Source organism: Falcatimonas sp. MSJ-15 (assembly GCF_018918265.1).
Classification (GTDB): Bacteria; Bacillota; Clostridia; order Lachnospirales; family Lachnospiraceae; genus Falcatimonas.
The window spans coordinates 1-11,966 of record NZ_JAHLQC010000008.1 but is presented as its reverse complement, the minus strand read 5'-3'; the positions used below and the strand labels follow the sequence as shown (position 1 = coordinate 11,966).

Genomic DNA, 11,966 nt, shown 5'->3' with positions numbered 1-11,966 from the left:
ATCTTAATATCCCACTTATAATACCATAACATTTTAATTAGCACAACATTTTATAATATATTACTATGACATTTTAATTAAGCATAGTATTTTATGATCTATTACTATCTCCAATAAGCAATATATGTTTTTTATAGGTATGATTTTTATAATTTTTATGATTGTTGTGCTAAACAGATATGTGACACCAAAATAATTATGGAAATCTTATTATATATGTGATACATTAATTAGAGGCATGGTATATGCACTAATATTTAACACAAGGAGATTTATACAATATGAATACTGAATGGTCATTAGATATCTTTTACAAAGGTTTTGATGATGAAAACTTTGCAAAAGATTTTGAAAAAGCAAAATATGCTATCGAAGATTATAATAATGCTGTTAAAGCAATCGACAATACTAATCCATTAAAATCAATGGAAGATGTTATTGTTGTAAAAGAAAAGATTGAACTCTTAGTATCCAAATTATACCAGTTCTGTTCTCTTACACAGTCTACAGATACTTCTAATCCAAACTGTGCAACTTACATCAACAAACTTATGCAATTATTAAATAATATAACTATTGCACAGACACAGTTTGAACGATTCGTTGCTTCAATCGATGATATAGACAGTCTCATCAAAGACAGTGATATATTAAAAGATTATAGTTTTCTTCTTAACTCAATAAAAGAGAATTCCAAACATCTTCTAAGTGATGAAGTTGAAGATCTTGCTGACAAGCTTGACATAACAGGTGGAAGTTCATGGGCTGATCTTCAAAGTTATCTTACTTCAAGAGTAAAAGTTGACTATAAAGGCGATGTTACTAACTTATCAGCTATTCGTAATATAGCTTACAGCCCTGATGCTACTGAGAGAAAAGAAGCTTATGAAGCTGAACTTGCATGTTATGACAAGATTAAAGATTCTATCGCATTTGCTCTTAATAATATCAAAGGTCAGGTTAATACTATGAGCAAACTAAGAGGCTTTGAATCACCTCTTATGCAGGCACTTTCTAAATCAAGAATGAAAAAAGGAACTCTTGATGCTATGTTTGCTGCAATTGATGAATCACTTCCAAAATTCCATGCATATCTTAGAAGAAAAGGCGAATTATTAGGACATAAAAATGGACTTCCTTGGTATGATCTCTTTGCACCAATGGGTAAACTTGAGAAAAAATATACTATAGAAGAAGCTAAAGAATATCTCTTAGAACACTTTAGACCATTTAATCCGGAGCTTGCTGACATGATCGAACGTGCTTTTGATGAGAGTTGGATAGATTTTTATCCACATGATGGTAAAGTCGGTGGAGCATTCTGCAGCAATATACCATATTTCAAGCAGAGTCGTGTCTTAACTAACTATGATGGACAACTTGGTGATATCGTAACTCTTGCTCATGAACTTGGACATGCTTATCATGGACAGCAAATTGAGACACATAGAATTCTTAACCAGGATTATACAATGCCTGTTGCTGAGACAGCTTCAACTTTTAATGAAGTTGTAATTATGAATGCTGCTATTAATGAAGCCGAAGGTGAAGAAAAGCTTGCTCTTATAGAAAGTCGTCTTCAAGACGATACACAGATTATCTGTGATATCTATTCAAGATATTTATTCGAATCTGCTGTATTTGCTAAAAGAGAAGATTCTTTCATGTTTGCTGACGAATTAGAACAGATGATGCTCGATTCACAGAAAAAAGCATACGGTACAGGTCTTGATCCTGAATATCTTCATCCATATATGTGGGTATGTAAAGGACACTACTATTCATCAGGATTAAGTTTCTATAACTTCCCTTATGCATTCGGTGGTCTGTTCGCAAGAGGATTATATGCCAGATACTTAGAAGAAGGTTCAGCATTTATACCAAAATATAATGCACTCCTTCATGCGACAACAGTTTCAACAGTTGAAGACGTTGCTAAGATGGCAGATATCGATCTTACAGATAAATCATTCTGGAAACAGAGTCTTAAGACAATTGAAGAATCTATTGATAAGTTCCTTGAACTTACAAAATAGTTAAAAGCACTGTCTAAGATTAATCTATAATAGAACTCGTATTACAATAGGTAATATACTATATACTATAAAATAATATAATAAATAGTATATTAGATAATACCAAACTGATTGTTCTCATTTGGAATATCATGAAGTCTGATTATAATTTGTATATAATCAGACTTCATAATCTATTACCATCTCAAATAAGCAATATGTGATTTTTATAGGTATGATTTTTATAATTTTTATCACAGTTGGTTAATACGACTTATTATTACTTAATATGACTTATTATTACTTATTATAGATATCAGTTTTAATATAGATGCCAATAAATTTTTAATGTATTTAACTTTAAAATTACTAAATCTTTCTTAATATATGGAGGAGTATTATGCACAAAGACGGTATACGTTCAGGTTATCTTAATTCAGATTTTAGGCTTTTTCATCTTAAAGATAAGACAAAAAAAGAATTTGACTATCATTATCATGAATTCAATAAGATAATTATATTCTTATCAGGTAATGTAACTTATATTATAGAAGGTCGAACATATCACTTAAAGCCTTATGATATTCTTCTGGTTAATAATCATGATATTCACAAACCTATAATAGATTCCAATTCAACTTATGAACGAATTGTTATATGGGCTGATACTAATTTTGTAAAAGAACATAGTGACGATAATTGTAATCTTGAAGAATGTTTTAAATATGCTATTAAAAATGATATTAATCTAATACGTTTAAAACCAGATCTTCAAAACGAATTAATATCACTATTAACCAAACTTGAAGCTTCAATTAATTCACAGGAATTTGGCAGCAGGATTCTAAGCAATGCTTATCTTATAGAATTTCTTGTATATATTAACAGACTTATTCTTGGCAACAACAATATCATTGAAGCTAACGAATGTGATAGTATATATGATAATCAGATAAATGAGATTCTAAAATATATCAATGCCAATCTTAATGAGCCTTTGACAGTTGATGATATTGCAAACAGATTCTATATTAGCAGATATTATCTAATGCATCGTTTTAAAGAACAAACAGGATATACTCTTCATAATTATATATCTCAAAAGAGACTTATTCTTGCAAAAGAATTACTTTTAAATAATGAAAGTGTAATGAAAGTCTCTGAAAAATGTGGTTTTATCGATTACTCAAGTTTTCTAAGAAGTTTTAGAAAAATGTATGGCACAACACCTAAAGACTTCAGCAAAAAAGCCAAAAGTGACGAACCCGAATAAAAAACTCCACTTACTACATAATGTAGTATATGGAGTTTCATTTTATTTTACTTTACTTATTACTTATGCTTTTATTCTTAATTCAATAATACTTATAATCTTAATCACTTTCAAACTTCTATATTTCTTCTATCATCTTCTCTATATCGAGTTCATCGTACATACCCGTTAAATAGTCAAATGAATTAAATGATGGAATGAAGTCAAATGAGTTAAAATCATAAGATGAGAATGTTCCAAATTCTACATCAAGATTAATAGCCTCTTCTTCTACAGAATCCTTCTCCCAATGCTTATCTTCTTCTGTATGTAATTCATGTTGTTTACGAACATATTCTTTATCAGCATTATATTCTGCTTTTTTCTTATTGATGTAGTTATAATCTTCTTTTTGTTGCTTGTTAACATAATTATAATCTTCTTTTCGAGTCTTATTAACATAGTTATAATCTTCTTTATAATCTTTGTTAACATAATTGTAAGTCTCATTCGGCTCTTTATTGATATATTCATATCTGTCTTCATCAACAGTCTGACTCTTTTTATTCAAAGCAACTGTATTCGCAGAATTATATATAATCTGACGATTTTTGATGTCTACTTTTATGTCTTTAAAATATCCCATCTGTTGATATTTTTTGATATCCTTAATAACTCTGCTCTCTGATACATTAAGTAATGCTGCTATATCTCTTATCTCGGTATATTTGTATGTCTTAAAACAATTTTCATAATCTTTAGCTCTATTTTTATTATCATCATTGTTTTTAGATGCATACATTGTCATATTATTATCATACTTACTATTAGATGATACACTGGTTGTTCTACTTACAGTTCGTGTAGTACTCTGGTTATTAACTGTTCCCATAGTAGTAGTTGTAGTATACTTTCCTGCCTTGTTACCTGTTGTATTATTCACAGAATTATTATTAAAAGCTGAATTATTCTTATTAATATTCTGCTTCTGGTTAGATTCAACCTGAACCTTTTCTTTACTTCTCTTTATAACAAAACCTACAATAATTAAAAAAATTATAAATTCCATTTATCTTCCCCCTTGTCATATAAATAATATTCTTATTCTATTCTTAATTATCGGCTTCTCTTAGTTGATTAAGATATGCAATATCTTTTTTATCAAGAATAGCATCCTTTAATAGTTCTGGTCTTCTCTCATAAGTTCTCTTAAGTGATTCCTCACGTCTCCATTTTTCAATGTTCTTATGATGTCCTGTAAGAAGTACCGGTGGAACATGCCTTCCTTCAAATACTTCTGGTCTTGTATACTGTGGATGTTCAAGAAGATTATTATTAAATGATTCATATTCAGCTGAATCTTCATTATTGAGAACACCTTTTACAAGTCTTGATATCGAATCAATCATTACCATAGCCGGAAGTTCGCCACCGGTTAATACATAATCACCAATTGATACATTATCTGTTACAATCATATCAAGAACACGTTCATCAATTCCTTCATAATGTCCACACAAAAATACCAGATCTTCTTCTTTTGCAAAATCTTCTGCCATACTCTGATTAAAGACTTTTCCCTGTGGTGTAAGATATATAACTCTTGGTTTTTTATTAATTCTCTCTTCTATACTCTTATAAGCAAGATATACCGGTTCTGCCTGCATAACCATACCTGCTCCGCCACCATATGGATAATCATCCACCTTCATATGTTTATTAGTTGCAAAATCTCTTATATTGATTGCCTCAAGCGATATAAGTGATTTATTCATAGCCCTGCCTATGATACTTGTATTAAGTCCATCCATTATCATCTCTGGAAATAATGTTAAAACATGATAATTCATTAGTCTAATAATCCTTCCATTATATGTACTGTAACTGTTCCTTCATTAAGATCTACATTAAGAACACACTCATCAATTGCCGGAAACAATGCTTCTTTGCCATTAGCCATCTTGACAACATATACATCATTAGCTCCTGTCTGTAACACATCGCTAAGTGTTCCAAGTTCTTCGCCTTCATCACTTACGACCTTAAGTCCTATCATATCAGTAATAAAATATTCACCTTCTGCAAGTGGTACTGCATTCTCACGAGTTACCAGTAAATCCTTATTCTTGTAGATCTCTACATCATTAATATTATTATATTCCTTAAATTTCAAAATTACAAATTGTTTAAAGAACTTAACTGACTCTATATGAAGTGTTAACTGTTCCTTGCCTGTGTCAAGAATTACTTCTTTCAATTTTTTAAATCGATTAGCATCATCTGTTGTTGGAAATACCTTTACTTCTCCTCGTATTCCATGTGTTGATGATATAACACCAACTCTTAATAAATTCTCCATGTATACCTCCATCCATATTCTACGAATAATCAAGTATTTATCTAGCATATTATAGCAAAAAAAAAGCGAATATACAAGTTTTTGTACACTCACAATTAGCCCAAAGAGCCATTAAAAAACCGCCAATACCATATATGGTATGACGGTTCGTTTTGAAAAATTATAATTAAACAATCTCAACAATGACTTTCTTGTCATCCTTTGAAGCTGCGGCTTTAACAACGGAACGAATTGCTTTTGCAATTCTTCCCTGTTTGCCTATAACTTTTCCCATATCTGACGGAGCAACTTTTAATTCGATAACAGTGGCATCGTCCTTCGTAGTTTCTGTAACTTGAACTTCATTTGGACAATCAACTAATGATTTTGCAATTACCTCAACTAGTTCTTTCATTAAAATCCACCTCCACCAGTTTAATTATTTTTCGATTCCAGCAAGTTTGAAAATCTTACTAACAACTTCTGTTGGCTGAGCACCATTAGCTAACCATTTTTTAGCTAATTCCTCGTTGATTTTGTAAGTACTTGGATCTGTGTTTGGGTCATATGTTCCGATTTCCTCGATAAATCTACCATCTCTTGGAGATCTAGAATCAGCAACTATTACTCTATAGAAAGGAGCTTTTTTCTGTCCCATTCTTCTTAATCTAATCTTTACTGCCATTACAATTTCACCTCCTTAGTGATTTTAAAAAAATTATATGTTAAAAAGGAAGTTTAAACTTACCTCTTTTACCAACTTTACCTGACATAAGTGATGACATCTGCTTCATCATCTTCTTCTGTTGGTCAAACTGTTTTACCAATCTGTTAACTTCACTTATATCAACACCTGCACCCTTCGCAATTCTTGTCTTTCTTGAAGGATTAAGTATATCAGGTCTCTTTCTCTCTTCAGGTGTCATTGAGAGAATTATTGCTTCGATTCGACCTATTCGGCTCTCATCTACCTGAGCATCTACATTCTTCATGTTAATACCCATTCCAGGAAGCATTCCCATAATCTCGTTAATGCCACCCATATTCTTAACCTGGTTCATACTCTCAAGGAAATCATTAAAATCAAATTCAGCTTTTTTGATTTTTTTCTCCATCTCCTTGGCTTTATCAGCATCAATCTGTGCTTCAGCTTTCTCAATGAGTGTAAGTACATCACCCATACCTAGAATTCTTGATGCCATACGGTCTGGATAGAACTGTTCCAAATCAGAAAGTTTCTCACCCATACCTACATATAATATAGGCTTACCAGTTACAGCCCTGATTGAAAGTGCTGCACCACCTCTAGTGTCACCATCAAGTTTTGTAAGAATAACACCATCAATACCTATTTTATCATTAAACATTGTAGCTACATTGACTGCATCCTGACCTGTCATTGAATCAACTGTAAGAATTGTCTGGAATACATCCACATTTTCTTTAATCTCTACAAGCTCATTCATCATATCTTCATCTACATGAAGACGACCAGCAGTATCAAGTATTACAACGTTATTATCATTCTTCTGTGCATGCTCAATAGCAGCTTTTGCAATATCAACAGGTCTATTATTAGTTCCCATGCTAAATACTGGAACATCCTGTTTTTTACCATTAACCTGAAGCTGTTCAACAGCAGCAGGTCTATATACGTCACAGGCAACAAGAAGTGGTCTCTTACCTTTTGACTTTAACTTACCAGCAATCTTTGCTGTAGTAGTTGTCTTACCAGCACCTTGAAGACCTACCATCATAATAACAGTAATCTCATTACCAGGTTTGAAAGCAAGCTCAGTTGTCTCAGAACCCATGAGCTTTACCATCTCTTCGTTTACAATCTTTATTACCATCTGTCCTGGGGTAAGACTCTGCATAACATCCTGTCCAACCGCTCTCTCAGTAACAGAATTAATAAACTGTTTTACAACTTTAAAGCTAACATCTGCCTCAAGAAGTGCCATCTTAACTTCTTTAAGTGCTGTTTTTACATCTGCCTCAGTCAGACGTCCCTTACTTCTAAGGTTTTTAAAAACGTTTTGCAATTTATCTGCCAAGCTGTCAAATGCCATCTTATAACCTCCACGTTCTATAATTCTTCAAGTATCTCATTCGATATGTTCTGTATCTGACCAATCAGTTCTATATCTCTATTATCGATATAGTCATGTGTTAATGTATTAATCTTATCAACTTTGTCTTTGATATGAAGAAACTTCTCTACAAGGTGTAGCTTTCCTTCATATTCTTCAAGTATCTTATTGCATCGCTTTATCAAATCATGAACACCTTGTCTACTGATTCCTTCATCTTTGGCTACTTCACTTATTGAATAGTCGTTAAAAATGACCTCTTCATATATTGACTTTTGATGTTCAGTAAGCAGTTCACCATAGAAATCATAAAGCAATGACTGCCAAACTATTTTTTCCATAATCAAGTCACCTCTGCTATTCTATAATAGCTTTCAATGTTTGTCAAGTACTTTTTATTGACAAATTTTATTTAAATTATTCGTACTTAAGAAAATACAATCAAAGGGCTTTATCAAAGTATCTGGTCTATTACCAACAAGTTATCAAATTATTTCTTCTTTTCCATCAATTTAATTGCTTCATCAACAGATACACATGTAACAAATCTATCTGGCCACATCATATCATTGTAATATTTATAGGTTACTTCTCCAGTCATATAGTCATTATCAAACGTTGAATTTGTACCTTGTGGAACAATAACTTTATATCCTCTTTCAAACGCAGATTTCACAGTTGCGTCTATACAGAAGTTTGTCTGTAGCCCAACTAGCATTAATGTATTTTCATCTTTAACATAATCTGTAAAATCCTTATTTCCAAAACAACTATTGATATTTTTTATAAATATCTTTTCATCTTCCCTTGGAGTCACCTGTTCTGCAATCTCGAATTCTTCATCGCCGATTGAAAATCCCGTTCCCGGTCCATCATCATGCTGAAAATATATAACCTCTATTTGATTATCTCTAGCTGCTTGTATAATTCTTGTAGTATTTTTAATAAATTCATCAAAATTAAAAAGTCTACTATCTGTTATTCCTTTTTGTATATCTATGACAATTAATTTCATTCGTTTTCTCCTATCTTAAAAGCCAAAATAATTGGTAGCAAAGGCCAAGAAAATCCTCTCTTGTCTGTATGTTTCTCGTCCGTATGTTAATACTTACTATCAGCTATTCTTTCTACGTTTTTTCCTTGCAGGTAATTAAGAAATGCACACATGTTATCCGATAAGTTATCTCTGTCCCTAGCAATATCAACGATATCAGGGAGCTTTTTTATAACATAACACTTTCTTAACCAAAAAGTTTTTTAAAGTCTTAAAACATTAATTATGTTGTTTGAAAAGAGACCTTTTTATATAATTACTTGCAACGATTAGTTCTTCTTTGACACTTCGTTGTAATAGTCTTCTATATATTTGCCTGCTGTTTCTGAAGAAATTTCAAATGTTTGAGAAATTTCCCTGATTATATCTTCATTTTTAAAATTAAGTCTGTGTAAAAGAAAGATGGTTTTTCGAATATTCTTGATGCGTTCCTCTTCACGTCCTTCTTCACGCCCTAAAGTAAGTCCTTCCTCACGTCCCAAATTGCGTCCTTCTTCTAATCCCAAAGTACGTCATTCTTCACGAGCCTCCTGTCTTAACTCTGCTTCATATATCTTTTCATCAAATTCTGTTATACACACACTAAACACCTCCGCCTTATGCTTTATCAAAAATTCTCTCATAATATTTTCTTCTATGCAGTAATCTATTGCCTTGGTTATTGCTGTCTTGATATCTATGCCTTTGTCATCTGAGTATTCTCTTACTTTATTTATAAATATCATATATTCCTTAAGTGGTCTACATTTTTCTAACAGTTCATCATTTTTACCGGTATTAAGATTATATACCATTGCTGTCCATTCAAAATCTCCACTGTCATCTTTATTTATAAATGCATCAGATAACCTCAGTTTAACTCTTGCTTCATATTCTTCTATTCCATTATAAAAAACTACATACTGTGGTGTTGGAATAGGTATTAACTTCTTATTATATATTCCATAACGTTCTGTCTTAATATACTGGCTTAAAAGATTCGCATAATACATAAGTCCTCTTGCCGGCATATTAGGGTTAATCGAACTCTGCTGTTCCCACAAGACCATGTTGCTGTCTAGAAGAATTGATATATCATTCTTCATCTTCATGTATATTACATCATCAAGTGTTGTTATCCTGATATCTTCTGTGTTGTTGTATTCTGTTCCGTTAAGTGCATTATAAAGTGATAACATATCCTCTTTATACTCTTCGGAACCGAATTTTAATCTGAAAAGTCTGTCCTTGTAAGTACGGTTTGTTGTGGTCAACACTTTGAATTACTTCTGTCTAATCCTTTAAGTGCTTTATCAAAGTATCTATCAATTACTTTTATCTAATCCTTTAAGAACTTTATCAAAGTATCTATCAATCTCCAAAGGTGTAAGCTCAAACTTCTCTGAAATCTGCTGGGCTATCGTGCTGTCATCTAGTCCAAGTCCTCTTAATATTGATATCGTTGTTAAGATATTCTTTTCTCGTTCTTCTTCTCGGACCTCTTGCTTTAACTCTGCTTCATATATCTTTTCATCAAATTCTGTTATACACACACTAAACACCTCCGCCTTATGCTTTATCAAAAATTCTCTCATAATATTTTCTTCTATGCAGTAATCTATTGCCTTGGTTATTGCTGTCTTGATATCTACGCCTTTGTCATCTGAGTATTCTCTTACTTTATTTATAAATATCATATATTCCTTAAGTGGTCTACACTTTTCTAACAGTTCATCATTCTTACCGGTATTAAGATTATATACCATTGCTGTCCATTCAAAATCCCCACTGTCATCTTTATTTATAAATGCATCGGATAATCTCAGCTTAACTCTTGCTTCATATTCTTCTGTTCCATTATAAAAAACTACATACTGTGGTGTCGGAATAGGTATTAACTTCTTATTATATATTCCATAACGTTCTGTCTTAATATACTGGCTTAAAAGATTCGCATAATACATAAGTCCTCTTGCCGGCATATTCGGATTAATCGAACTCTGCTGTTCCCACAAGACCATGTTGCTGTCTAGAAGAATTGATATATCATTCTTCATCTTCATGTATATTACATCATCAAGTGTTGTTATCCTGATATCTTCTGTGTTGCTGTAATCAGTTCCGTTAAGTGCATTATAAAGTGATAACATATCCTCTTTATACTCTTCGGAACCGAATCTTAATCTGAAAAGTCTGTCCTTGTAAGTACGGTTAATACCTACGTTTTCATTAGTTGATGCCATTAAAAATCCTCTCTTAACTGTATGTTTCTTGTCAGTATGTTAATACTTGCTATCAGCCATTACTGTATATGATATACTAATAGTACTAATAACACTATTAGCTATTACTAGTACTATTAGTATATCATATACAATAATAAAACGCAAACATATTTTCGCTTTTTCAATTTCTACTTTACTCTTTTTACTTTACTTTCCTCATATGGTGGTCAAATGTATTTTTTAATTCTACCTTGCAAGAGTTAATTCCATATCTATAGAATTAACTCTTGTATAGATTTTAGTCTTCATTTTCTTAATGCACTTGCTCCTAGGTCTGTTGTTGTTGCACTTACTAGGCTGTTTATTTTTTCCTGTGTGTTTGTTGTGTTATCCACTTGGAACTCCACTTGCCCCACTAATTGATAATGGTGTTATTCCGTTTACTCCGTATAATGGTTGTGTACTCTCATCTTCCGGTGCGTATAAACCCTGTCCTGTATAAACTAGGCTTATCTTCCAACCACCACCACTACGCTGTACACTGTTACCACTAGCAGTGCCTTGTCCACTTCCAGACGCACCACTATTATGTCCGATATCATCACTAGAACCATTAGCTCCACCACTAGCAGCATATACACTTGTTTTGCTTAGTGTTCCTACTGCACTTAAGGAACTAATCGCCATTACTGTAGCTACTGCTGTAACTATTAAAGATTTAATTCTTTTTCTCATAGTATCTTCTCTCTCCTTTCCTCGCTGTTTACTATTTTTTGTTTATTAAATAAATTTTTATAAACTGTGTTTATAACAACTTATAGTATGTATTTTAGCTAAGGAGGAGATATTTTAGGTTTCTTATGTAAACTATTATTTGAAATCGAGTAGGAGGGAAAATTAAATAAATTTTCCCGACCTCTCACACCACCGTACGTACGGTTCCGTATACGGCGGTTCAATCAACTTAACAAGTAACACACCTTTCGGTGTAGTAATCTATCATTGAGACT

Annotated in this window: 14 protein-coding genes; 2 read left to right on the top strand and 12 right to left on the bottom strand. The window is 32.1% G+C overall.

The window, feature by feature from the left end:
• Nucleotides 1–281 precede the first annotated feature (281 nt).
• Nucleotides 282–2,036, top strand: a complete 1,755-nt coding sequence (locus KQI85_RS07590) for a M3 family oligoendopeptidase (protein ID WP_216575490.1) — start codon at nt 282–284, stop codon at nt 2,034–2,036.
• Between the two features lie 379 nt (nt 2,037–2,415).
• A complete protein-coding gene (locus KQI85_RS07585; RefSeq protein ID WP_216575489.1) occupies nt 2,416–3,288 on the top strand; it encodes an AraC family transcriptional regulator in 873 nt (290 codons plus the stop codon).
• A gap of 118 nt (nt 3,289–3,406) precedes the next feature.
• On the opposite strand, the gene KQI85_RS07580 is transcribed toward KQI85_RS07585, so the two are convergent.
• From KQI85_RS07580 to KQI85_RS07525, 12 genes are all read right to left on the bottom strand, one after another.
• Complete coding sequence (locus KQI85_RS07580; RefSeq protein ID WP_216575488.1) at nt 3,407–4,336, bottom strand: hypothetical protein; 930 nt, start codon at nt 4,334–4,336, stop codon at nt 3,407–3,409.
• Between the two features lie 43 nt (nt 4,337–4,379).
• Nucleotides 4,380–5,117 (bottom strand): tRNA (guanosine(37)-N1)-methyltransferase TrmD, encoded by a 738-nt coding sequence (gene trmD, locus KQI85_RS07575; RefSeq protein ID WP_216575487.1) that lies wholly within the window; start codon nt 5,115–5,117, stop codon nt 4,380–4,382.
• Nucleotides 5,117–5,626, bottom strand: coding sequence for a ribosome maturation factor RimM (gene rimM, locus KQI85_RS07570; RefSeq protein WP_216575486.1), 510 nt, complete (start codon nt 5,624–5,626; stop codon nt 5,117–5,119). Before rimM ends, trmD begins: the two co-directional genes overlap by 1 nt.
• Nucleotides 5,627–5,792: 166 nt before the next feature.
• Nucleotides 5,793–6,020: a KH domain-containing protein gene (locus KQI85_RS07565; RefSeq protein WP_216575485.1), complete on the bottom strand. Its 228-nt coding sequence runs from the start codon at nt 6,018–6,020 to the stop codon at nt 5,793–5,795.
• A 24-nt stretch (nt 6,021–6,044) separates the two neighbouring features.
• Nucleotides 6,045–6,290 carry a 30S ribosomal protein S16 gene (gene rpsP / locus KQI85_RS07560; protein ID WP_216575484.1) on the bottom strand — a complete coding sequence of 82 codons (246 nt, stop codon included), beginning with the start codon at nt 6,288–6,290 and terminating at the stop codon, nt 6,045–6,047.
• 40 nt (nt 6,291–6,330) lie between these two features.
• A complete protein-coding gene (gene ffh / locus KQI85_RS07555) occupies nt 6,331–7,677 on the bottom strand; it encodes a signal recognition particle protein (RefSeq protein ID WP_216575483.1) in 1,347 nt (448 codons plus the stop codon).
• 17 nt (nt 7,678–7,694) lie between these two features.
• Nucleotides 7,695–8,039, bottom strand: coding sequence for a YlxM family DNA-binding protein (ylxM, locus tag KQI85_RS07550; protein WP_216575482.1), 345 nt, complete (start codon nt 8,037–8,039; stop codon nt 7,695–7,697).
• A 149-nt stretch (nt 8,040–8,188) separates the two neighbouring features.
• A complete protein-coding gene (locus KQI85_RS07545; protein ID WP_216575481.1) occupies nt 8,189–8,713 on the bottom strand; it encodes an isochorismatase family protein in 525 nt (174 codons plus the stop codon).
• 308 nt (nt 8,714–9,021) lie between these two features.
• The gene (locus tag KQI85_RS07540) at nt 9,022–9,258 is read right to left on the bottom strand and encodes a hypothetical protein (protein WP_216575480.1); all 237 of its coding nucleotides are present in this window, start codon (nt 9,256–9,258) and stop codon (nt 9,022–9,024) included.
• Between the two features lie 6 nt (nt 9,259–9,264).
• The gene (locus KQI85_RS07535) at nt 9,265–10,008 is read right to left on the bottom strand and encodes a hypothetical protein (RefSeq protein WP_216575479.1); all 744 of its coding nucleotides are present in this window, start codon (nt 10,006–10,008) and stop codon (nt 9,265–9,267) included.
• A 48-nt stretch (nt 10,009–10,056) separates the two neighbouring features.
• Nucleotides 10,057–10,974, bottom strand: a complete 918-nt coding sequence (locus KQI85_RS07530; protein WP_216575478.1) for a hypothetical protein — start codon at nt 10,972–10,974, stop codon at nt 10,057–10,059.
• Nucleotides 10,975–11,343: 369 nt separating this feature from the next.
• Nucleotides 11,344–11,691: a hypothetical protein gene (locus KQI85_RS07525; RefSeq protein ID WP_216575477.1), complete on the bottom strand. Its 348-nt coding sequence runs from the start codon at nt 11,689–11,691 to the stop codon at nt 11,344–11,346.
• Nucleotides 11,692–11,966 lie beyond the last annotated feature (275 nt).